Source organism: Rhodoplanes elegans (assembly GCF_016653355.1).
GTDB lineage: Bacteria > Pseudomonadota > Alphaproteobacteria > Rhizobiales > Xanthobacteraceae > Rhodoplanes > Rhodoplanes elegans.
Map to the genome: position 1 here is coordinate 25,953 of NZ_NHSK01000069.1, position 21,680 is coordinate 47,632.

Sequence of the window (21,680 nt, forward strand, 5' to 3'; positions counted from 1 at the left end):
TCCTCAGCGGCCGAAGACGAAGCGCGGGCCGGCCCAGGACAACAGTCGCCGGACCATCACGGCGAGGCCGAGATAGACGAGCGTCGCCAGGATGTAGGCTTCGAAGGCGCGGAAGTTGCGGCTCTGGATCAGGTTGGCGGCGTGGCTCAGCTCCTCCATCGAGATCTGGCCGCACACGGCCGAGCCGAGCATCACGATGATGATCTGGCTGGTCAGCGCCGGCCAGACGCGGCGCAGCGCCGGCGGCAGCACGATGTGCAGGAACACCTGGAGCCGGTTCAGCGCTAGGCTCTCGGCCGCTTCGATCTGGCCGCGCGGCGTCGCCTGGATGCCGGCCCGGACGATCTCGGTCGCGTAGGCGCCGAGATTGATGGTCATGGCGAGCACCGAAGCCGTGAGCGGCGTCAGCTTCACGCCCGCCGCCGGCAGCCCGAAGAAGATGAAGAAGAGCTGCACGATGAACGGCGTGTTGCGGATCAGCTCGACATATGCGGCGACCGGGATGCGCAACCCCAGGGGACCGGAAAGCCGGGCCCAGGCGCAGGCGATGCCGATCGCCGAGCCGAGCAGGGCGGCGACGGTGGTGAGCCCGAGCGTCCAGGCCGCGCCTTCCAGAAGGAGCGGCCATTGGACGAGGACGGGCCAGAAGTCGAGCGCGACGCGCATGGCTTCATCCGGATGGCGGAGCGGGAAGGCCGGAGCGGGAAGGCCGGAGCGGCGGCCGCGGTCGCGGCGCGCCGTCCCGGGCGTGGATCACGGCACGCGGGTCACAGCGGCAGGTCGCCGGTGCCGCGCTTCAGCCATTTCTGCGACAGCGTCTCCAGCGTGCCGTCCGCCTTGGCGGCCAAAATGATCGCGTTGACCTTGCCGCGCAGCGCGTCCTCGCCCTTGCCGACGCCGACGAAGCACGGGCTGTCGCGCAGCAGGAGCTTGTACTCGACGCCGAGATTCGGGTTCTTCTGGCTGAGCACGCCGATGTTCGAGACGCTGGTGGCGATCACCTGGGTCTGGCCGGAGGCGAAGGCGGCCGTGGTGGCGGCCTGGTCCTCGAACCGCTTCACGATGGTGGTCGGCGGCGCCACCTGGGCCAGCATCTCGTCCTCCATGGCGCCGCGGGCGACCGCCACGGTTTTGCCGGCGAGATCGGCGAAAGATTTGATCTCGGTCGCCTTGAGGGCGAAGACGCCCTGGTAGAAGGGCGCGTAGGCGTGGCTGAAATCGATGATCTTGGCCCGTTCCTCGTTGCGCCCGAGCGTCGAGACGATCAGGTCGATCTTCTTGGTCTGCAGGTAGGGAATGCGGTTGGCGCTGACCACCGGCACGAGCTCGGCCTTCACGCCCAGCTTGGCAGCGATCAGGTTGGCGATGTCGATGTCGAGGCCCATGGGCGCGAGGGTCGGCCCGACGAAGCCGTAGGGTGGATAATCGGTCGGAACGCCGATCCTGACGGTCTTGGCCTTCAGGACGTCGTCGAGCGCGGTCTGCGCATGGGCCGCGCCGAACGGGAGCGCCAGGGCGGCGAGGCCGACGGCGACGACGAGGCTGCGCTTCGAAAGCTTCGAGTGCATCGGGCGAGGATCCTTGGTCTCGTGGAACGACGGAAGGAGCGCGGGGGTTGCTGCTCGGGGGTGCCGCTGCAGAAGCAATCCTCGGGCCATGATCCGGCCGGACATCGGGCCTGCGGGGCGGCACGGAAGCGGGCCGTCCAACCGTCTCGAGGCGCTGCCGAGCGGCTTTTGCGGGTTTCAAATTGTGCAGGATGATCAGTAGGATAGGTCTAATGACGCCAGCCCCGCGATAGCCCGGGGCTTAAGTCCAAATTATCTAAGACTCGAACGTGCCCCGGACTGTTAAGCCGAAAGAAACGGCGACAGAAAAAGATCGGGGCGCATTGTTAAGACACCCAAAACCAGTCCGATGACGCTGCCGATCCTCCAGTTGCCGAAGCTGATCGCCGAGCGGCGGAGCTCGGCGATTCTCGGCGTCGTCATCATCGCGATGCTGTGGGCCGGCATCGCCTGGAAATACTACGAGGGCGTGCGGGCCGACGAGCGCGAGGCGGAGCGCACCAACCAGAACTTCGCCATGGTGTTCGAGGAGAACGTGCTGCGCTCGATCGGCGAGATCGACAAGGCGCTCCTCTACATGCGCCGCAGCATCGAGACCCGCAAGGATTCGACCGACTTCCACACCATCGTCGCCACCACCGACGTCCTCAGCGAGATCATCGTCCAGGTCGCGATCATCGACGCCAAGGGCATCATGCGGGCCTCCAACGCCGGCCCGCAGCCGGCGCCGCCGACCGATCTGTCGGACCGCGAGCACTACCGGATCCATGTCGACAGCCCCGACGACGTGCTGTTCATCTCGAGGCCGCTGGTCGGCCGGATCAGCGGCAAGTGGTCGGTCCAGTTCACCCGGCGCTTCCTCAACACCGACGGCAGCTTCGCCGGCGTCGTGGTGGCCTCGCTCGATCCCGCCCACCTGACCCAGTTCTACGACAAGATCGATCTGGGCCCGTCGGCCTCGATCTCGCTGATCGGCAGCGACGGCGTCGTCCGTTCGAGCGGCGGCCGGTCCGGTGGCCTCGGCCTCGGCACCGACCTGCGCGGCACCCGGGTCCACGACGCCATCGCGGCCGGAACGAACACGACCTTCGACATGATCGATCCCGAGTCGGACGGCCCGCGGCTCGTCACCATCCGCAAGGTGAGGGGACACCCGCTGTGGGTGAGCGTCGGCGTCGACAAGGCGGACATCTACAAGAGCGCGATCTCCACCCTGCAGCTCCACGTCACGGTCGGTCTCCTGCTCACGGTGCTGATCCTCGTCGCCGTCAACCGCATCCTGCGCTCCGAGGCGCGCGCCGTGCAGAAGAGCGAGCAGCTCCGGCTCACCCTCGAGCACATGAGCCAGGGCATCATGCTGGTCACCCGGAGCCACGAGATCCCGGTGATCAACCGGCGCTGCGCCGAGCTCCTCGACCTGCCGCCCGAATGCTCCGAGCACCCCCCGCGGCTCGACGAGCTCGCCGAGCGGACCACCCGCCGCGGCAAGCTGCGCGACGTCCTGCTGCCGGCGCGCGGCAGCGCCGATCAGGCGCCGACGGCGGGCCAGCGCCGCGTCACCGTGTGCGAGCGCATCCTGCCGGACGGGACCGTGCTGGAGCTGCGCACCGCCCATCTCGACGACGGCACCTTCATCCACACGCTGACCGACATCACCCAGCGCTGGCAGGCGGAGGCGCGGGTCGCGCGCCTCGCCGCCGAGGATCCCCTCACCGGGCTGCCCAATCGCCGCGTCTTCCATTCCGCGCTGGAGCAGGTGGGCCGCGGCAGCACCGGCGGCGACGGCGTGCCGGTGCCGGACCACGCGGTGCTGTTCCTCGATCTCGACCGCTTCAAGGTGATCAACGACACGCTCGGCCACCGGATCGGCGACCGGCTGCTCCAGGAGTCGGCCCGCCGCCTGCGCGGCGCGATCCGCGACACCGACGTGCTCGCCCGCCTCGGCGGCGACGAGTTCGCCGTGGTCGTCTCGCCGGTCGAGTCCCGCGACGCGCTCGAGGCGCTCGCCGACCGGCTGGTCGAGACCATCGCCAAGCCCTGCGACATCGACGGCCACCACATCTGCCCGAGCGTCAGCATCGGAATCGCGGTCGGACCGCAGGACGGGCACGGCGCCGACGACCTGCTGATGGCGGCCGACCTCGCCCTCTACGCCGTCAAGGCCGAGTGCCGGGGCACCCACAAGTTCTACCATCCCTCCATGAACAAGGAGGTCAGCGACCGCCGCCATGTCGAGATGGACTTGCGCGAGGCGATCGCCCGCGACCGGCTCGAGCTGCACTACCAGCCGCTCGTCGACCTGAAGAGCGGCGCCATCACGGGCTTCGAGGCGCTCACCCGCTGGCGCCATCCCGACAACGGCATGGTGCCGCCCAACGTGTTCATCCCGGTCGCCGAGGACTCCGGCCTGATCCTGCCGCTCGGCGAGTGGGCGCTCGCCGAGGCGTGCCGGCAGGCGGTGCGCTGGCCCGAGCGCGTCAAGATCGCCGTCAACCTGTCGCCCGTGCAGCTCTCCGCCCCGAACCTCGTGGACATGGTCGAGCGCACGCTCGCGGCGACCGGCCTCGCCCCGGCCCGGCTCGAGCTCGAGATCACCGAGCGGGTGTTCCTGGACGACAGCGAGAAGACGCTGCGGACGCTGCGTCGCCTCAAGCAGGCCGGCATCCGCATCGCCATGGACGATTTCGGCACCGGCTACTCGTCGCTCAGCTATCTGCGCAGCTTCCCGTTCGACAAGATCAAGATCGACCGTAGCTTCGTGATGGATCTCGACGACGGCTCCGACCGGATGGCGATCGTCCAGGCGGTCGTCCAAATGGCGCGGGCGCTGGGCATGACCACGACGGCCGAGGGCGTCGAGACGCCGCACCAGCAGGAGGTGCTCGCCGCGCTCGGCTGCGACGAGGCGCAGGGCTATCTGTTCAGCCGCGCCTTGCCGATCGACGAGATCGTCGGCCTGCTCGCCGACTGGCCGAAGCGCCGCTTCGTCGCCTGATCCGATCGCGGCCGCGCGCCGTCGCGGCGGCCGCTCAGCGGCCCGCCGGCACGGCCGGAACGCTGGCCTTCGGGATCGCCGCCCCGCGTGCGTCGGCCAGTGCGGCGCGCTTGGCCCGCGCCTCGTGCCACAGCAGGAACAGTCCGGAGGCGACGACGACGGCGGAGCCTGCGAGCAGCGCCAGGGTCGGCTGGTCGTTCCACACCAGGAAGCCGAGCAGCATCGCCCAGACGAGGCTCATGTAATAGAAGGGCGAGACCGCCGCGGTCGGGCCGAGCGACAGGGCCCGCGTCCAGCAATACTGCTGGATCGTGTTCGCCACGCCCATGCCGACCAGCAGGCCCGCGTCGAACAGGGTCGGCATGCGGAAGCCGAACACCAGGAGGCCGGCGTGGCAGACCGACATGACGAGGAGCTGCCACATCAGCAGCGTGTTGGGTGATTCCGTCTTGGTCATGCCGCGCACCGCCACCGTGACGCTGCCGTACATCACCGCGTTGCCGAGGGCGAAGAGGGCGCCGAGGGAGAGCGAGTCGGCGCCCGGCTCGGTGACGATCAACACCCCGGCGAAGCCGACCAGTAGCGCCGTCCAGCGCGCCACGCCGGCCCGCTCGCCGAGCCACAGCACCGAGATCAGCGCTGCCCACAAGGGCGCCGAGAAGCCGATCGCGATGGCGCCGGCGATCGGCATCATCGACACGGCGAGCACCGTCAGGGTCTGCGAGATCGCCTGCGAAACGCCGCGCGCGACGTGCTGGCCGGGCTTCCTGGTGGCGAACACCGAGAGGCCGGTGAACGGCAGCACGAACAGCGAGCAGACGAGGAGCGAGGAGATCGAGCGGAACGCCATCACCTCGCCGACCGGGTAGAGCGCCACCAGCCACTTGGCGAGCGCGCTCGACACCGCGAACATCACGGTCGAGCCGACCATGAAGAGGATGCCGAGCGGCACGTTGTCGACGCGCCGCGGCGCCGCGGCCGGGGCGGCCACGGCGGCGGTCGCCGGGAGAGCGGAGGCGGTCATCGTGGGATCCTCGTGGGGCGGCTCCGGCCGGCGCGCGGCGTCGGCCGGTTTGGTCGCTCGGCCGGTCCGGGCGTGGCGTGGGCGCGGCGCCGGCGCCATCAGTCCGGCATGGTCTCGCCGCCGCGGCAGCGGCAGGCGTCCGGCCCGCACAGCTCCTGGTCGGCGGGCAGGAACCACGGCTTGACGCTGAAGCCCCGGCGCAGCGAGTACATGTAGAAGATCGGCATCCGGGCCGGGAACAGGCAGCGCAGCTTGCTGCCGTTGAAGGTGACGAAGATCGCGCCCGGGAAGGCGAGCTCGACGGCGCGCTTCTCCACCATGTTCATGCGGTAGTAGGCAAGCGCGCCGTCCTCGGCCGAGCCTTCGCCGCGGTACCACTTGCCGGCACTGGCGGCGAGGCTGTCCAGCACGTCGGGGGCGACCGGCGCGTCGAGATCGGCCGGCACCGCCGCGTCGCCGGCATCGGCGACCACGCGGGACAGGCGGCAGGTCTGGAAGCCGCGTCGCGCCGCCTCGCCGGCGATCGCACCGAAGTAGGCGTCGATGCTCTCCTCCGGATGGCCGTTGTGGCGGGCATGGGTGTCGGTGAGGATCAACGTCACGGCGGCGCCCGGCCGATGCGCGTCGCGCACCCGCGCCATCATGCTCCCGACATAGTCGAGGCACTCGACGTCCTCCGGACCGAGGCTGCAGCGCGGTCCCTTGCCCCAGTACATCACGAAGCGCAGCGGCTCGGCGTGGCCGACCGCCGTGGCGGCCACCTGCAGCAGCAGATGCGGGTTCTCGGGCTGCTCGCGCTTGAACGCCCAGGTGTTGAAGGCGCGCAGCAGGGCCTCGGCCGAGGGCTCGGGCGAGGGCCGGGCCGACGGCGCCGGCGCGCGCTTCGCGCGGGCGGGCTGCGGAAACGGCGTCCGGTTCGGCGCGGCCCGGTCGAAGGGCGAGGGGCCTGCGGTCCAGACGCATTCGAGGTTGCCGGCCGCCGAGTCGGCGGCAGCAAGGACGGTGCTGCGGAACATGTCCCTCTCCATTTGCGGGTGAGGATTAATATTCGTTAAGACATCATCATCGTCAATTTGAATTAAACTTTAAGAAAATTTTAGCGATCATTAACCTTAATGACCAAGCAAGTCGCGCAGGATCGTCAATCTCGATCGGCGCGACATGAAAATTATGCGCGTTCGTGCCCAAGTCGTTCGGGCTAGGCCGGAATTCGCGCTCTCGTCATGCGGTAATACTGTAATTTGCTGTGCGTCGAGGTCGCAGAACTCGTTCGGCGCAAGCATTCCGCGCGCCCGCACACCTGCGGTTATCCTCGATCGACGCCGTGAGGATGGGGTCGCCGGCGTCCTCACCTCGGCGCCTGCAGCCATGTCGGCCTGTGGTCCCGGTCTGCGTTCCCGGAAATGCTCGCGACCTTGACGATAGGGGCACGCCGGTGGTCTTGTAACTAGACAGTTACTTGCCGCCGCTTTCGGCTTCGGCGGTTTCGCCTTCGTCCCGCCCGCCTGTTCACGCCATGCGAGACATGCCAATGGCCAGCGACGAGCTCGTCCGCGTCGGATTCGCCGACGCGCCGCCGGAGCACGCGACGGAGCAGGGACGCACGCAGATCATCGACGGCGGGCCCCGCGCGGCGGCCGCCCCGGCCGTCGCCACCGGTCGAGGAGACTGATGATATGGCACACGATCGCATGACCGTCCTGACGGCGATGATGGACCAGGGCGTGATCCCGGTGTTCTACCATCCGGACGTCGAGGTCTGCAGGAACGTCATCCAGGCCTGCGCCGACGGCGGCGCCAAGTGCATCGAGTTCACCAACCGCGGCGACTTCGCCTCGCAGGTGTTCCTCGACGTCGCCCGTCACTTCGCCAAGGCCGATCCGAGCGTGATCATGGGCGTCGGCTCGGTCGTCGACGCGCCGACCGCCGGCATCTACATCGCCAACGGCGCCAAGTTCGTGGTCGGCCCGCTGCTCAATCCGGACGTCGCCAAGGTCTGCAACCGGCGCAAGATTCCCTACAGCCCGGGCTGCGGGACGATGTCCGAGATCAGCCAGGCCGAGGAGCTCGGCTGCGAGATCGTGAAGATCTTCCCCGGCGACATCGTCGGCGGTCCGGCCTTCGTCAAGGCCGTGCTGGCGCCGTGCCCGTGGACGCGGCTGATGCCGACCGGCGGCGTCGACGCCTCCGAAACGTCGCTGCGCGCCTGGTTCGAGGCCGGCGTGGTGTGCGTCGGCATCGGCTCCAACCTGATCACCAAGAAGCTGCTCGAGGCGAAGGACTACAAGGGCATCGAGACCCGGGTGCGCGACACCATCGCGCTGATCCGATCGATCCGCGGCAAGTGATCATTCGCTGAAACGACAATCCGGGACGACGACCATGAGCGAGATTCTGAAGATCCGGCCCGCCTCCGAGACGAAGTGGGACTGCTGTTCGTTCGGCGAGGTGATGCTGCGCTTCGATCCCGGCTTCGGCCGGGTGCGCAACGCGCGCAGCTTCCAGGTGTGGGAAGGCGGCGGCGAGTACAACGTCGCGCGCGCCATGCGCAAGTGCTGGGGCAAGCGCGCCACCGTCGTCACGGCGCTGCCGCAGAACGACCTCGGCTGGCTGGTCGAGGACTTCATCATGCAGGGCGGAGTCGACACCTCACACATCCTGTGGCGCGAGTTCGACGGCATCGGCCGCAACACCCGCGTCGGCCTCAACTTCACCGAGAAGGGATTCGGCGTGCGCGCCGCGCTCGGCTGCTCCGATCGCGGTCATTCCGCCGCGTCGCAGATCAAGCCCGGCGAGATCAACTGGGAAAAACTGTTCGGCGAGGAGGGCGTGCGCTGGTTCCACACCGGCGGCATCTTCGCGGCGCTCGCCTCCAACACCTCGGAGGCCGTGATCGAGGCGGTCGAGACGGCGCGGAAATACGGCACCATCGTCTCCTACGACCTCAACTACCGCGCCTCGCTGTGGAAGAGCCAGGGCGGCAAGGCCGGCGCGCAGAAGATCAACCGCGAGATCGCCAAGTATGTCGACGTGATGCTCGGCAACGAGGAGGACTTCACGGCCTGCCTCGGCTTCGAGGTGGAGGGGCTCGACGAGCACATCTCGGCGATCGATCCCGTCAACTTCAAGAAGATGATCGCCACCGCCGTGAAGCAGTATCCGAACTTCAAGGTGGCGGCGACGACGCTGCGCAACGCCAAGACCGCGACCTTCAACGACTGGGGCGCCATCATCTGGGCCGGCGGGCAGTTCTACGAGGCGCCGATGCGCGAGAATCTCGAGATCTACGACCGTGTCGGCGGCGGCGACGGCTTCGCCTCGGGCCTCGCCTACGGCTTCCTCGAGGGCAAGGGTCCGCAGGCCGCGGTCGAGTACGGCGCCGCCCACGGCGCGCTCGCCATGACCACGCCGGGCGACACCTCGATGGTCAACGTCAAGGAGGTCGAGGCGATCATGAAGGGCAAGGGCGCCCGGGTGATCCGCTGATCTGATACTCTCGTCGTCATTCCGGGGCGCGGACCGAAGGTCCGCGAACCCGGAATCCATACACACAGACCGGGGTTATGGGTTCCGGGCTCGCCGCTGCGCGGCGCCCCGGAACGACCGGACAGGGGGCGAACGCTCATGAAGATCGACACCGCACTCACGCCGAACGACCTTCTGCCGGCGATCCGCCGCATGTGGGATCTCTCGGCCGGCAAGATCACCTCCATCGACCGCACCATGGACCGCGCCGCCGGCGCGCCCGTCCACACGGTCGCGGGCCAGTACAAGCCGCGCGGCTGGACCGACTGGACTCAAGGGTTCGAGTTCGGCAGCGCCATCCTGCAGTTCGACGCCACTGGCGACGAGAGCTTCCTGGCGCTCGGCCTCGACCGCATCTGCTCCGACATGCCCGTGCACGTCACGCATTTCGGCGTGCACGATCACGGCTTCAACCAGGTCTCCACCTACGGCAACCTGCGCCGGCTGGTGAACGAGGGACGCCTCCCCGAGGACCCGTGGCAGATGGAGTATTTCGAGCTGGCGCTCAAATGCTCCGGCGCCGTGCAGGCCAACCGCTGGACCGAGCTCGGCGACAGCTACGGCTACATCCAGTCGTTCAACGGCCCGCACTCGCTATTCATCGACACGATGCGCACCCTGCGCGTGCTGGCGCTCGCCCATCAGCTCGGCCACGTGATGAAGGGCGAGGGCGACCAGGTGATCCCGCTGCTCGGCCGCCTGATCGCGCATGCCCGCACCACGGCGAAATACGGCGTGTTCTACGGCGAGGGCCGCGACATCTACGACGTGCGCGGTCGCACCGCGCACGAGGCGATCTTCAACACCGCGAGCAAGGCGTTCCGCTGCGTCGGCACGCAGCAGGGTTATTCGGGCTTCTCGACCTGGACGCGCGGCCTCTCCTGGGCGATCACCGGCTACGCCGAGCTGCTGGAGTTCATGGAGACGCTCGACGACGCCGAGGTCGAGGCCTTCGGCGGCAAGGCCGAGGTGATCGCCATGATGGAGAAGGCAGCGGCGGCGACCTGCGACTTCTACATCGCCCATACGGCGACCGACGGCATCCCGTACTGGGACACGGGCGCGCCGGACCTGGCGAAGCTCGGCGACATCTACAACAAGGAGTCCGAGCCCGAGAACGACGTCGAGCCGGTCGACTCCTCGGCCGCCGCGATCGCGGCGCAGGGCCTGCTGCGCTTCGGCGCCTGGCGCGAGGCGACCGGTCGGGCCGACGCGGCGCGCTACCGCCAGGCCGGCCTCACGGTGGTGCGCACGCTGCTCTCCGATCGCTACCTGAGCATCGACCCGGAGCATCAGGGGCTGGTGCTGCACAGCCAGTATCATCGTCCCAACGGCTGGGATCACGTGCCGCCGGGCCGCGCCAATCCGTGCGGCGAGGCGACCATGTGGGGCGACTATCACATGCGCGAAGTCGCCCTCTACGTGCAGCGCCTCGCCGAGAACGGCCCGTATCTGACCTTCTTCGGGTGATCTTGCTTCACCTCTCCCCAGCGGGGAGAGGTCGGATCTCGCGCCACCGCGCGAGATCCGGGTGAGGGGGTGCCGCGCTCTCAAACTGGCGCCGTAAACCCTCACCCCGGTGCGCGCTGACGCGCGCACCGACCCTCTCCCTCAGGGAGAGGTTATCAGCAGCTCACGGCCCAACTGGTCCGGCCACGCGGTCGTCTGACACGCCCGACCATGACGACCGAACGGCATCAGGAGACATCACATGAATCAGAAGACCAAGCGTCGCGTCGCCCTGGTGACGGGCGGACGCCGCGGCATCGGCCTCGCCGTCGCCGAGGGGCTGGCGCGGGACGGCTACGACGTCGCCATCACGGGCACGCGAGACGACGACGTGGCGCAGGCGGCCGTGAAGACCCTCGAGTCTCACGGCGTCGCTGCGACCTACGTGGCCGGCAACGTGCAGGACGTCGGCGATCATGCCCGCGTGCTCGACGCGGTCGAGACCGCGCTCGGGCCGATCGACGTGTTCGTCTCGAACGCCGGCGTCGCCCCGCCGCAGCGGCTCGACGTGCTGGAGACGACGCCCGACAACTTCGACTATGTGCTCGGCGTCAATCTGCGCGGCGCCTTCTTCCTCGCCCAAGCGGTGGCGAACCGCATGCGCAAGGTGCCGTCCGAGACGCCGCGCGCGATCGTCGTCGTGTCGTCCTGCTCGGCCGAGATGGTCTCCAACAATCGCCTGGAGTACTGCATCTCGAAGGCCGGCCTCGCCATGGTGGTCGAAGGCCTCGCGGCGCGGCTCGCCGGCGAGGGGATCGCCGTGTTCGAGGTGCGGCCCGGCATCATCAAGACCGACATGACGGCCGGCGTGACCTCGAAATACGACGCACTGATCGAGCAGGGCCTGGTGCCGGCGAAGCGCTGGGGCCGGCCCGAGGACATCGCCGCCGCCGTCTCGGCGCTGGCGAATCCGGCCGTGGTCTTCTCCACCGGCACGGTCGTCAACGTCGACGGCGGCCTCACCATCCCGCGGTTGTAGGGCGCTGGTTGCGCGACACCGCCGTCGCGTGTCTCGACGAAACCCAAACCGTACTCCTCCGGACTGAATCGCGGCGTCGACTCGTCTAATCAGCTCCGCCGATGATCACCACGACCGGCCCGGGGGCCATTCTTCCATGACGACGCTGACCGTGCTGGAGACGCTGCACAAGGCGCGGAGCCTTGTCGCGGATGGCACCTGTCCGGGCGTGTTCGAGGCGGTGCGCTCGCTCGCCGGCGAGGCGAGCGGGCTGACGCGCGACTGCGTCTACTATGCGCTGCTCGACACTGTGGCGACCGGCGGGGCCGCCTCGCTCTCCGGTTTGCAGCGCACCAACGGCGCGGCGCTCGCGCTGTTCGACGCCACCATCGCCCGCCTCGCCGCCCGGCTTCACTGAGACGCCGCGGCCCGCCCCCGGGGGTGCGACAATCGTTCCCCCCGCCGCCGCATCGGCGCCGCACGGTTGTCGGAAAACCGTCATCGAGCGTCGTTAGGGTCGCGTTTGGGTAACGGGCAGTGCGCCCGGTTGCTCACGGACCGCCGGGGGCTTGGAATTCGCTTTCGAGCCCCCATATGAGGTCCAAGCGGCACGCCGAAAGGTGATCGCCGCACCCGTTCTCACAGGCCGCCTGACCGCGGATGTACCGGCAGGCTCTGGCCGTGAGACGGGATCCGGCGCCGGGAGGCGCCGGCAGGTTTCCGCCTGACGAGCAGAGTTTCGGACCGGCAGATCATCGCGTGACCCGAGAGGTCGCGCGCCGCTCTGCCGACGTTTGCGGAACTCGTTTCGGTGGGGATCGTTGATCAGCAGCCGCGGTTCGATGCATCGGCGCGCCGAAAGGTGTCGCTCGTGCCGACCCACGTTGCCGGACGGTCCCATCGCCGCTCGTCGGTGCGGGATGCCGTCCGTCCCCCTCACGCGACGTCTGACCGCGGATGTACCGGCAGACGGCCGCCGTGAGGCGGGATGCGGCCCCGGCTTCGCCGGCGGAGCCGCTCCCTCTTCTGTTTTCCGTTCTTTTTTCACCCTCTCCGATCAGCCCGGCGCGGCTCCTCCCGCCGGAACGCTTGCGCCGTGGTCGAGCACGCTGCGCAGCTTGGCGGCGAGGCCCGCATAGGTGAACGGCTTGGCGATCAGATGCAGGCCGGGGTCGAGTCGGCCCTCGTGGACGATGGCGCTGGTCGCATGGCCCGTGGTGAAGATCACCCGCACGTCCGGCCGGCGGCGCACCGCCTCGTCGGCGAGCTGGCGGCCGTTCATGCCGCCCGGCAGGCCGAGATCCGTGAACAGCAGCGTGACCGCCTCGCGCTCCAGCACGGCGAGCGCTGAGGGGCCGTTCTCCGCCTGCAGCACCCGATAGCCGAGCTCGCCGAGAATCTCGGCCGAATGCTCGCGCACGTCCGGATCGTCCTCCACCACCAGGATCGTCTCGTGCCGATGGCCCGACGGTGTCGCATGCGCGGTCGGCTCGTGCTCGCCGGCGACATCCGCCTCGTCGAGGCGCGGCAGATAGATCTTCACCGTGGTGCCGTGGCCGACCTCCGAATGGATGCGCACATGGCCGCCGGACTGCTTGACGAAGCCGTAGACCTGGGAGAGCCCGAGCCCGGTGCCGTGGCCGATGTCCTTGGTCGTGAAGAACGGCTCGAACGCCTGGGCGATCACGTCGCGGGTCATGCCGGTGCCGGTGTCGGTGACGGCGATCACCACATAGGGGCCCGGCACCACCTCGGCCTCGCGCGCCGCGCTCGCGTCGTCGAGTTCGGCATTGGCGGTCTCGATCACGATGCTGCCGCCGTTGGGCATGGCGTCGCGGGCGTTGACGGCGAGATTGAGGATCGCGCTCTCGAGCTGGTTCGGGTCGGCGTTCACGCGCCAGAGGCTGTCGGCCAGCATCGGCGTGACGGCGATCTGCTCGCCGAAGGTGCGGCGGAGCATCTCGACGATGGCGCCGACCAGCGCATTGGCGTCGACCGGTTTGGGATCGAGCGGCTGGCGGCGCGCGAAGGCGAGCAGGCTCTGGGTCAGCGCCGAGGCGCGCCGGGCGCCGCGCGCGGCGTTCTCGAGCGCGCGCTGCAGCCGGTCGGGCGTGTCGTCCGGCAGGTGGCGCTGGAGGATATCGACATTACCCATGATGACGGTGAGCAGATTGTTGAAGTCGTGCGCGACGCCGCCGGTGAGCTGGCCGATGATCTCCATCTTCTGCGACTGCGCGAGCGCGGCTTCCGCCTTCTCGCGCTGGGCGATCTCGTGGCGCAGGCGGGCGTTCGCGTCTTCGAGGTCGCGGGTGCGCTCCTCGACGCGGCGCTCCAGCGTCTCGTTCACGCGCCGGAGCTCGTCCTCGGCGCGGCGGATGCGCAGCAGCGCGCGGATGGCGGCGGCGAGCTCTTCGGGCTCGGCCGGCTGCACCAGATAGGAATCCGCCCCGCTGTCGAGGCCGGTGGTGCGGTCGGCCGACGTCGTGAAGGTCGCCGAGGTCTGCAGCACCATCACCTCGGGCCAGCGCGTCTTGATGGCGGCGCACACCTCGGTGCCGCTGCCGCTGAAGTCGGGCAGCTGCACGTCGAGCAGCACGACCTGCGGTCGATGCTCCTCCACCATCCGCAGCGCGTCCGAGCCGTTCGCCGCCTCGATTACGGCGAAGCCGGCCCGCATCAGGTCGCGGTTCTTGGTGTAGCGGCCGATCTCGCGGTCGTCGACGTTGAGGACCAGGGGCTTGCCGTCGGTCATGGCATCGGCCTGTTCTCGGTGTGCCTGTTCTCGATGAGGTCGTCCAGAAGCATCGCCACGCGTTCGCGCGAAAGATCGCGCTTCGACAGGATGGGGACTCCGGGGCGGATTCGCGCGGCGATCTCGGGCGTGACGGCGAGCGAAGTCGAGACCACCACCGGGATCCGGCAGGCGCGCGGCTCGGCCTCCAGCCGGTTCAGCGTCGTGAAGCCGTCCATCCGCGGCATCTGCAGGTCGAGCAGCACGAGGTCGGGCGCGTCCTCGCAGGCGCGGCGCAGGCCCGCCTCGCCATCGGCCGCCTCGATCACCTCGAAGCGGTCGCCGCCGATGAGCTGGCGGAAGACGTAGCGGAACGTCTCGTCGTCGTCGATCACCAGCACGCGCCGGCGCGTCGTCGCGGTGCCCTCGCCGACCTCGCCGAGCCGCGCAGGGATGGACAGGCGGAACACCGAGCCCTGGCCGACCACGCTCTCCACCGACAGCTCGCCGCCGAGCAGCGCCGCCAGGTTGCGCGACAGCGAAAGCCCGAGGCCGGTGCCCTTCACCTTGCGCTGGATCTGCGTGTCGATCTGGCTGAACTCCTCGAAGATGCGCTCCTGGTGCTCGGGCGGGATGCCGATGCCGGTGTCGCGCACCGAGAACACGATCCGGCCGCTCGCCTCGTCGTGCACGGCCGAGACGGCGACCTCGCCGGCCTCGGTGAACTTCAGCGCGTTGGAGATCAGGTTGCGGAGGATCTGCGTGACCTTCGCCTCGTCGGTGAACAGCGAGGGCAGGCCGGCGCCGCTGTCGAAGGAGAGGTCGACGGCCGGATTGGTCTGCAGCGGCTTGAGCGCACCGCGCAGGCCGCCGAACAGCTCGGCGACCGTGAACGGCACGGCGCGGATCTCGACCTTGCCGGCCTCGACCTTGGCGAGGTCGAGGAGATCGTTGACCAGTTCCAGGAGTCCTTCGGCGGAGCGGCGGATATAGCCGACCTGCTTCTCCTGCTCGGGGCCGAGATCGCCGTCGACCCGGTCGAGCAGCAGCCGCGACAGCGCCAGGATCGAGTTCAGCGGGGTGCGGAACTCGTGGCTCATGTGCGAGAGGAAGCGCGACTTCAGCTCACTCGCCTGGCGGAGCTGCTCGGCCCGCTCGTCGAGCTCGGCATAGAGCGCGACGACGCCGCGATTGGTGTCGGAGAGCTCGCGGTCGAGGGTCTGCGCCTCCTGCTCGCGCCGGCGCAGGGCGTCGAGCGTCTCGATCAGCTCGCGGTTCTGCTCGCGCAACGCGGCGAGCGGGTCGTCGCCGCCGGCCGCCGCGAGATCGCGGACGATCTCGGCGAGCCGCGCCGCCGTCACGGGTGCCGCGCGGGTCGGCAGGCGATGGCCGAGCGTCACCACGGTGCCGCCGCCGGCCGGGCAGGCGATGTCGAACCGGTCCATCAGCCGCTTCGCGCCGACGAGGCCGACGCCCATGCCTTCGGCCGAGCGCCAGCGTCCTTCGAGGACGGCGTCGAGATCGGCGATCCCGGGGCCACGGTCGCCGATCCGGATGGTGAAGACCTGCCGGCCGTCGTCGCTGTCGACGATGAACTCGGCGCGGCCGCCCTTGCCGTAGCCGAAGGCGTTGCGGGCGATCTCCGACACGGCGGTGGCGATGCGGGTCTGGTCCTGGCGATCGAAGCCGAGCTTCTCGGCGAGCAGGCGGGCGCGCTGGCGCACCGCGACCACGTCGGCCTCGGCGACGATCGCCATGGTGACGATGGGCCAGCTCGTCACGGTGCGCTCCCCGCCGCGGCCCCGTCGGCCGCCGCCGTGGTCGCGCGCGCGACCAGCACCGTCACGTCGTCGCGCTGCCGCCAGAAGTCGCGGAACAGTACGGCCGCGATCAGGGTCGGATGGGCGCGCAGCAGGCCCGGATAGCGATCGAGCGACCAGCTCGTCGCGAGCCCGTCCGAATGCAGCACCACGACCCCGTCCTCGGCCGGATAGTCGAAGCTCTGGATCTTGCGGGCGACATGACCGGCCGTGCCGGGCAGCGACACCATGCGGCGGATCGCGGTCGGCGTCACCACGGCGCCGGCGACGTTGCCGATGCCGCCGAACTCGACCTGGCCGGCGGCGATGTCGATCCGGCCGACCGACACGGCCGCGCCGCGGGTGCCGCGCAGGCCGCCATGGATGTAGTCGAGCAGGGTCGGTACGCGGTGTCCCTTGTGGCGCTGGAACACCCGCACGGCCTCGGTCGCCGCCGTCGCCGCGTCGGGGCCGTGGCCGAGGCCGTCCACCACCATCACGGTGCGGGCCGCGTCGGCGTCGTCGACGCTCCAGCCGTCGCCGCAGACGCTCTCGCCCTCCTTCGGCACCGAGACGACGCCGATGGTGGCGTCGCTCGGCTTGTTGGCCTGCGGCGGCGCGCCCGGCTCGAAACGGGCCATCAGGCCGGTGCCGAGCGCCGGCCACGATACCAGCTCGACCGTGTGGGCCTGGCGGAACACCGCCCCCAGCCCGTGCCCGTTGGTGCCGGCGGTCGAGTAGCCGTCGGCCCGGCAGGCGGCGAGGTCGGCGATGCCGCGCCCCTTGTCGAGCGCCAGCACCTGGATGCCGGCGCCGTCCGGCTCCTCGAAGCCGCCGACCAGGATGTCGCCGCCGCCGGCGTGCTTGATCAGGTTGGTGGCGAGCTCGGTGGTGGCGAGCGCGACGCGGCCGACATCGGTGGCGCCGAAGCCGTGCTGCTCGGCCCGCTCCGCCGCGGTGCGGCGCGCCTCCGAGACCTGGCTCGGCTCGTGGACGGGAACCCGGATCATGTCGGCTGACCGGTCATTCCGGGGCGGCGCGGCAGCGCCGGACCCGGAATCCAGCCCCGGATGCTGAATTGCTCGGCTGGATTCCGGGTTCGCGCCTTCGGCGCGCCCCGGAATGACGGGATTTCGATCTCGGGGCTCATTGGCTCACTTCCATCGCGCACAGACGACGCGGGTGCCCTCGCCGGGCTTCGAATCGATGGAGAACTCGTTGCACAGGCGTTTGGCTCCACCCAGCCCGAGGCCGAGCCCGCCGCCCGACGTGTAGCCGTCCTTCAGGGCGAGCGGGATGTCGGCGATGCCGGGGCCCTTGTCCTCGAAGACGAGCCGCAGGCCGCGCCGGATGCCGTCCGCCACCACCTCGATCTCCGCGACCCCGCCGCCGCCGTAGTCGAGCATGTTGCGGGCGAGCTCGCTCGCCGCCGTGACGATCTTGGTCTGGTCCACCAGAGAAAGGCCGACATCGAGGGCGCGCGCCCGCACCTGCTGGCGCACCCGCACGACATCGTCCGAGGAACGGACCTCCATGCGGTCACGCGTCGTCGTCGCCATCGGCGCTCTCGGTCTCGGCGATCCGGCGTTCGAGCAGGGCCATGCCGCGCTCCACGTTGAGCGCGGTCTTCACGCCCGACAGCGAGAGGCCGAGCTCGACCAGCGTGATGGCGACGGCGGGGCGCATGCCCACCACCACGGTCTCGGCGTCGAGCATGCGCGAGATCGCGGCGATGTGGTCGAGCATCCGGCCGATGAAGCTGTCGACGATCTCCAGCGCCGAGATGTCGATCAGCACGCCCCTGGCGCGCGCCGAGACGATCTTCTCGGTTAAGTCCTCCTGCAGGGCGGTGGCGAGCCGGTCGTGCATGTCGACCTGGATGGTCACGAGGAGCGCGTGGCCGAGCTTGAGGATCGGAATGCGGTCCATGTGGTCAGCCCGCCGGCTGCTCGCGGTCGCGCACCGCAGCCTTCAGGGGGGCCACGGTGCGGCCGATCCGGCGCAGCGCCAGCGCAAAGGCGTCCGCCAAGGTCGCCTTGGAGACGACGTTCAGCTCGACGCCGAGATGGACCATGGTCTGGGCGATCTGCGGGCGGATGCCCGAGATGATGCAGTCGGCGCCCATCAGCCGGGCCGCCGACACGGTTTTCAGGAGATGCTGCGCCGTCAGCGTGTCGACGGTCGGCACCCCGGTGATGTCGATGATGGCGATCTCGGCCGTCTGCGCGACGATCGACTCGAGCAGGTTCTCCATCACCACCTGGGTGCGCTGGCTGTCGAGCGTGCCGATCAGCGGCAGCGCCAGCACGCCGTCCCACAGCTTGACCACCGGGGTCGACAGCTCGGCGATCTCGCGCTGCTGCCGGATGATCGTCTCCTCGCGGCTCTTCTGGAACACCTCCATGGTATGAAGGCCGAGGGCGTCGATCATCAGGGTGAGGTCGCAGATGGTCCGGGTGGCGGCTGCCGGGTCCATTCCCTTGGCCGTGCCGATCGCCTCGAACAGCGGCGGCTTCAGCGAGAACACGAAGGACACGGTCTCGGTCGGCGTGAAGCCCTGTGCGGCGCGCGAGCGCGAGATGTCGGTGAGCATGTCGCGCAGCGGGCCGTAGGCGGGGCTCGCGGCGTCGAGACCGGCCGCCACGGCGGTCGTCAGGAGGTCGAGCACGGTGCGGCACTGCGTCTGCAGCTCGGCCTCGCGGATGCGACCGCTCGCCAGCGCGCCGCTCGCGCGCAGGCGCTCCGTCCAGTCGGACAGCAGCGCGGCGCTTCGCTCGGCGAGGATCGTGGCGAGGGGATTGGCTTGCGGGCGGGCGATCATGGGCCGGCGTGACCTCTGGTGTCGGAGATGGAGACGGATGATGCCGGACGGGGCGCGAGCCCGCGGCAGGCGGGCGGCGTGCGCGACACGGTCCGGGAGCGAGTCATGAAGGGCGACCATCGATGAGCGGGATCGATGTCGCCATCGATGGCCCTGATAGCGACTCGCCGCAGCGAGGTCGAGCGATCAGGACTCCGAACGGTCACTTGCCGAACAGATCACGATGCTTGGACTCGACGGCGGTCACGTGCCGTCGGTAACGCGGTCCGCGGCGGATTGGTTCCGTCCGGAGACGACATCGATCGGTCGAGCATCGGTGCCGAGAATCGGTGCCGAGAATCGGTCGAACAGGATCGAGAGCGAGCCCATCGGAACCGAGGAATTTGGAGGCTCAGCCTGGACTCGAACCAGGATAGGGGAGGGCGGTCGGCTCTCCCCGCGTCGCCATTCCGCCACCGAGCCACCACGGAGAATGGTAGTAGTCGCGGCCACGCGCCGCAACCGGAACCGGTGGTTAACTTTACCATCGTGATAACCATGGGTTTACCGCGATGGCGTCACCGCGCGGGTGTCGATCGGCCCGCGTCGACGAACGCCCGAACGTCCGGGAGCGCCGCCCGCGCGATCGCCTCCGCCTCCCGCCGCGGCATGCCGGGCCGCATCCGCGGATGGTAGAGCAGGCCGAGCAGATAACGGTCGTAACGACCGAAGCGCCCGGTGCGCACCGCATCGTTGAACATCGTCCAGGGCAGTGTGGTGTCGTTGATCGGTCCGAGCGCCTGCAACGTCTCTTCGATCGTACAGTCCCGGAACGCGAAATCGGACGTGTCGGCGACCAGGATCACGGCGGCCTGGCGGATCCGGAAGGCCTCGTCGCGCGAGAAGCCGCTGACGCAGTCGGGGGCGAGGCGGCGCAGGATCGTGCTCGCCCGGTCGGGTCCGAAGACCGCGGTGACGGTCGCTGCGAAGGCGCGTCGGCGGACGATCAGGATCGTGAGATTCGCGTCGGCGCGGTCGTGCGTCGTCGCGATGTCGAGGTGCTGCACGCCGCGTCCGATCTCGGCCACCACGGCCTCGACCGTCGCGGTGCGCGCCGCCGCGAGGTCTGGCGGCGCCCCGGCGGCATCGACGAGCACGCGCACCGGGCCGTCGAAGCGGCGGATGCGATCGGTGGTGCCGGTGGCGTACTCGGCCCCGAAGGCGACGGCCAGGAAGCCGCGCACGATCTGACGATCGGTGAAACGCGCCGGGCCGGCGGCCGGCCGCCGCTCCGCCGCGGCCGCCGGGCTCGCCGCGGCGACCGGGATCAGGACCGCCATGGCGAAAGCGACGGCGAGACGGACGGCGAGCCGCGTGGCGGCTCCGGCCGGGGTCCGGTGCACGGGATCGCGGCCGACGCCGCGCCGGTCAGGGGGCCGCCGCCGCCGGCTCCGGCAGCGCGCCGCTCGTCGCCGCGGGCTGGGCGACCCGCGAGGCGCGGGCCTGCAGGGCGCGGATGCGGCTGACCAGATCGCCGCCGCGGGCGGCGCCATCGGCTGCGGCCCGTCCGCCGGCGGACCGGTCCTCGGCGGGGCGATCGTCCGCCAGGATCGCGGTGATCGGCGAGGCGTCGCCCTCCAGCGCCATGGTGAGGCGCACCACCTCGGCGGCGACATCGTTGATGCGCTCGCGCAGCAGGGCGGTCTCCAGCCGCTCGGCGGCCCAGGAATCCTCGGTGCCCTTGCGGAGCGTGACGAGCTCCTGCTGCAGGCGGGCATTCTCGGCGCGTGCCGCCGCGAGCTCCTGCTCCAGCCGGGCGGCCTCGCCGCGCGAGCCTTCGACGACACCGGCCGCCTCCTCGCGGGCCTTGCGGGCGTCGTATTCGAATTCGACCAGCATGCGGCCCTGCTCGGTCAGCCGCTCCTCCAGCTCGCGGATGCGTTTGCCGAGCCCGTCCGCCTCGCCGGTCTGCTCGCCGAGCTGGCGCTCGAGCTCGACCGCGCGGGTGCCGAGCTCGGTCGTCCGGGTGCGCTCCTGGGCGAGCTCGGCCGCCGCCGCGGTGGCCGCGGCGCGCTCGCGGTCGAGCCGGGTCTTGGTGTCCTTGAGGTCGTGCTGGGCCTGCTCGACCCGCGACTTGAGCGACTCGATCTGGGTCTTGAGGGTGGCGATCTCGATGCGCTGGCTGTCCGACACCGAGCTGCGCTCGGTCAGCGCCGCCGTCAGCTTGGCGAGCTCGGCCTCCTTGCCGACCAGCACCCGCTCCACCGTCTGGGCCTTGTCGCTCTTGAGCGTGTACTCGTGCTCGGTCGACTGCAGCTGCTCCTGCAGGGTCCGCTCGCGCGCCTCGATGGCGGCGAGCGCGGCGGTCTTCTCGTCGAGCTCCTGCTTGAGGCGGCCGATCGCCATCGACTTGCGGCCGAGGTCGGCGAGCTGGCCGGCGGCCCGGCTCTTGAGCTGCTCGACGCTCATCTCGAGCCGTCGGGTCGACATCGCGAACTCGGCCCGGAGCTGGTCCTTCTCGGCCTGGATCTCGGCCATCGAGAACGGCGTCGAGGCCTCCAGCCGGCGGGTGGTGAGCCGCACCGCGCGATTATGGACCAGCGGCACGAACAACAGGTTGAACAGGCTCGCGACCAGGAACCCGATCCCGAACAGCATGGCCTGTTCGATCATGACGAACGCCTCCGGCTCCGCGCCCCGCCGAAACGGCCGGCGGGCGAGTTGGTGTCGCGCTTCTAAAGGGAATTCAACAACCTGACCACTGTTTTGCA

19 protein-coding genes and 1 tRNA gene are annotated in these 21,680 nt (G+C 69.8%); 7 read left to right on the forward strand and 13 right to left on the reverse strand.

Features of this window, described 5'->3' with window-relative positions; translation table 11 throughout:
• Positions 1-3: 3 nt before the first annotated feature.
• Together CCR97_RS07095 and CCR97_RS07100 are read right to left on the reverse strand one after the other, a co-directional pair.
• On the reverse strand, positions 4-666 hold the full coding sequence (locus CCR97_RS07095) for an amino acid ABC transporter permease (protein WP_111356654.1): 663 nt from the start codon (positions 664-666) through the stop codon (positions 4-6).
• Positions 667-767: 101 nt separating this feature from the next.
• Positions 768-1,568 (reverse strand): transporter substrate-binding domain-containing protein, encoded by an 801-nt coding sequence (locus CCR97_RS07100; protein ID WP_111356653.1) that lies wholly within the window; start codon positions 1,566-1,568, stop codon positions 768-770.
• A 349-nt stretch (positions 1,569-1,917) separates the two neighbouring features.
• Here CCR97_RS07100 and CCR97_RS07105 point away from each other — a divergent pair, with 349 nt between their 5' ends.
• Positions 1,918-4,563 carry a bifunctional diguanylate cyclase/phosphodiesterase gene (locus CCR97_RS07105; RefSeq protein WP_111356652.1) on the forward strand — a complete coding sequence of 882 codons (2,646 nt, stop codon included), beginning with the start codon at positions 1,918-1,920 and terminating at the stop codon, positions 4,561-4,563.
• Positions 4,564-4,597: 34 nt separating this feature from the next.
• Here CCR97_RS07105 and CCR97_RS07110 read toward each other — a convergent pair whose 3' ends face one another.
• On the reverse strand, positions 4,598-5,587 hold the full coding sequence (locus CCR97_RS07110) for a DMT family transporter (RefSeq protein ID WP_201159409.1): 990 nt from the start codon (positions 5,585-5,587) through the stop codon (positions 4,598-4,600).
• Between the two features lie 98 nt (positions 5,588-5,685).
• Positions 5,686-6,603, reverse strand: coding sequence for a hypothetical protein (locus CCR97_RS07115; protein ID WP_111359613.1), 918 nt, complete (start codon positions 6,601-6,603; stop codon positions 5,686-5,688).
• Between the two features lie 515 nt (positions 6,604-7,118).
• Between CCR97_RS07115 and CCR97_RS07120 the strand changes: the two genes are divergently transcribed.
• From CCR97_RS07120 to CCR97_RS07145, 6 genes are all read left to right on the forward strand, one after another.
• Positions 7,119-7,259, forward strand: a complete 141-nt coding sequence (locus CCR97_RS07120; RefSeq protein WP_170146018.1) for a hypothetical protein — start codon at positions 7,119-7,121, stop codon at positions 7,257-7,259.
• A gap of 4 nt (positions 7,260-7,263) precedes the next feature.
• A complete protein-coding gene (locus CCR97_RS07125; RefSeq protein ID WP_111359614.1) occupies positions 7,264-7,935 on the forward strand; it encodes a bifunctional 4-hydroxy-2-oxoglutarate aldolase/2-dehydro-3-deoxy-phosphogluconate aldolase in 672 nt (223 codons plus the stop codon).
• 34 nt (positions 7,936-7,969) lie between these two features.
• A complete protein-coding gene (locus tag CCR97_RS07130; RefSeq protein ID WP_111359615.1) occupies positions 7,970-9,073 on the forward strand; it encodes a sugar kinase in 1,104 nt (367 codons plus the stop codon).
• Positions 9,074-9,211: 138 nt separating this feature from the next.
• A complete protein-coding gene (locus CCR97_RS07135; RefSeq protein ID WP_111359616.1) occupies positions 9,212-10,582 on the forward strand; it encodes a glycosyl hydrolase in 1,371 nt (456 codons plus the stop codon).
• 241 nt (positions 10,583-10,823) lie between these two features.
• Positions 10,824-11,600, forward strand: a complete 777-nt coding sequence (locus tag CCR97_RS07140) for a 3-ketoacyl-ACP reductase (protein WP_111359238.1) — start codon at positions 10,824-10,826, stop codon at positions 11,598-11,600.
• 136 nt (positions 11,601-11,736) lie between these two features.
• Positions 11,737-11,997: a hypothetical protein gene (locus CCR97_RS07145; RefSeq protein ID WP_111359239.1), complete on the forward strand. Its 261-nt coding sequence runs from the start codon at positions 11,737-11,739 to the stop codon at positions 11,995-11,997.
• A gap of 639 nt (positions 11,998-12,636) precedes the next feature.
• Here CCR97_RS07145 and CCR97_RS07150 read toward each other — a convergent pair.
• From CCR97_RS07150 to CCR97_RS07190, 9 genes are all read right to left on the reverse strand, one after another.
• Complete coding sequence (locus CCR97_RS07150; RefSeq protein WP_111359240.1) at positions 12,637-14,331, reverse strand: response regulator; 1,695 nt, start codon at positions 14,329-14,331, stop codon at positions 12,637-12,639.
• Positions 14,328-16,091 (reverse strand): ATP-binding protein, encoded by a 1,764-nt coding sequence (locus tag CCR97_RS07155; protein ID WP_245429105.1) that lies wholly within the window; start codon positions 16,089-16,091, stop codon positions 14,328-14,330. Before CCR97_RS07155 ends, CCR97_RS07150 begins: the two co-directional genes overlap by 4 nt.
• Positions 16,088-17,119, reverse strand: a complete 1,032-nt coding sequence (locus CCR97_RS07160) for an ATP-binding protein (RefSeq protein WP_111359241.1) — start codon at positions 17,117-17,119, stop codon at positions 16,088-16,090. Before CCR97_RS07160 ends, CCR97_RS07155 begins: the two co-directional genes overlap by 4 nt.
• A 144-nt stretch (positions 17,120-17,263) precedes the next feature.
• The gene (locus CCR97_RS07165) at positions 17,264-17,668 is read right to left on the reverse strand and encodes an anti-sigma regulatory factor (protein ID WP_111360194.1); all 405 of its coding nucleotides are present in this window, start codon (positions 17,666-17,668) and stop codon (positions 17,264-17,266) included.
• Complete coding sequence (locus CCR97_RS07170) at positions 17,649-18,038, reverse strand: STAS domain-containing protein (RefSeq protein ID WP_111360193.1); 390 nt, start codon at positions 18,036-18,038, stop codon at positions 17,649-17,651. The genes CCR97_RS07165 and CCR97_RS07170 overlap by 20 nt, the downstream gene beginning before the upstream one ends.
• 4 nt (positions 18,039-18,042) lie before the next feature.
• Entirely contained in the window at positions 18,043-18,930 is an 888-nt protein-coding gene (locus CCR97_RS07175; RefSeq protein WP_111360192.1) for an STAS domain-containing protein, read from the reverse strand.
• A gap of 384 nt (positions 18,931-19,314) precedes the next feature.
• Positions 19,315-19,392, reverse strand: a tRNA-Gly gene (locus CCR97_RS07180).
• 95 nt (positions 19,393-19,487) lie between these two features.
• Positions 19,488-20,312 (reverse strand): DUF2927 domain-containing protein, encoded by an 825-nt coding sequence (locus tag CCR97_RS07185; protein WP_201159410.1) that lies wholly within the window; start codon positions 20,310-20,312, stop codon positions 19,488-19,490.
• Positions 20,313-20,337: 25 nt separating this feature from the next.
• Positions 20,338-21,582: a coiled-coil domain-containing protein gene (locus CCR97_RS07190; RefSeq protein WP_201159411.1), complete on the reverse strand. Its 1,245-nt coding sequence runs from the start codon at positions 21,580-21,582 to the stop codon at positions 20,338-20,340.
• Between the last annotated feature and the right edge of the window lie 98 nt (positions 21,583-21,680).

Coding starts and splice junctions, on each gene's coding strand:
- CCR97_RS07095 (WP_111356654.1), bottom strand. CDS start 666: ATGCGCGTCGCGCTCGACTTCTGGCCCGTCCTCGTCCAATGGCCGCTC.
- CCR97_RS07100 (WP_111356653.1), bottom strand. CDS start 1,568: ATGCACTCGAAGCTTTCGAAGCGCAGCCTCGTCGTCGCCGTCGGCCTC.
- CCR97_RS07105 (WP_111356652.1), top strand. CDS start 1,918: ATGACGCTGCCGATCCTCCAGTTGCCGAAGCTGATCGCCGAGCGGCGG.
- CCR97_RS07110 (WP_201159409.1), bottom strand. CDS start 5,587: ATGACCGCCTCCGCTCTCCCGGCGACCGCCGCCGTGGCCGCCCCGGCC.
- CCR97_RS07115 (WP_111359613.1), bottom strand. CDS start 6,603: ATGTTCCGCAGCACCGTCCTTGCTGCCGCCGACTCGGCGGCCGGCAAC.
- CCR97_RS07120 (WP_170146018.1), top strand. CDS start 7,119: ATGGCCAGCGACGAGCTCGTCCGCGTCGGATTCGCCGACGCGCCGCCG.
- CCR97_RS07125 (WP_111359614.1), top strand. CDS start 7,264: ATGGCACACGATCGCATGACCGTCCTGACGGCGATGATGGACCAGGGC.
- CCR97_RS07130 (WP_111359615.1), top strand. CDS start 7,970: ATGAGCGAGATTCTGAAGATCCGGCCCGCCTCCGAGACGAAGTGGGAC.
- CCR97_RS07135 (WP_111359616.1), top strand. CDS start 9,212: ATGAAGATCGACACCGCACTCACGCCGAACGACCTTCTGCCGGCGATC.
- CCR97_RS07140 (WP_111359238.1), top strand. CDS start 10,824: ATGAATCAGAAGACCAAGCGTCGCGTCGCCCTGGTGACGGGCGGACGC.
- CCR97_RS07145 (WP_111359239.1), top strand. CDS start 11,737: ATGACGACGCTGACCGTGCTGGAGACGCTGCACAAGGCGCGGAGCCTT.
- CCR97_RS07150 (WP_111359240.1), bottom strand. CDS start 14,331: ATGACCGACGGCAAGCCCCTGGTCCTCAACGTCGACGACCGCGAGATC.
- CCR97_RS07160 (WP_111359241.1), bottom strand. CDS start 17,119: ATGATCCGGGTTCCCGTCCACGAGCCGAGCCAGGTCTCGGAGGCGCGC.
- CCR97_RS07165 (WP_111360194.1), bottom strand. CDS start 17,668: ATGGCGACGACGACGCGTGACCGCATGGAGGTCCGTTCCTCGGACGAT.
- CCR97_RS07170 (WP_111360193.1), bottom strand. CDS start 18,038: ATGGACCGCATTCCGATCCTCAAGCTCGGCCACGCGCTCCTCGTGACC.
- CCR97_RS07175 (WP_111360192.1), bottom strand. CDS start 18,930: ATGATCGCCCGCCCGCAAGCCAATCCCCTCGCCACGATCCTCGCCGAG.
- CCR97_RS07190 (WP_201159411.1), bottom strand. CDS start 21,582: ATGATCGAACAGGCCATGCTGTTCGGGATCGGGTTCCTGGTCGCGAGC.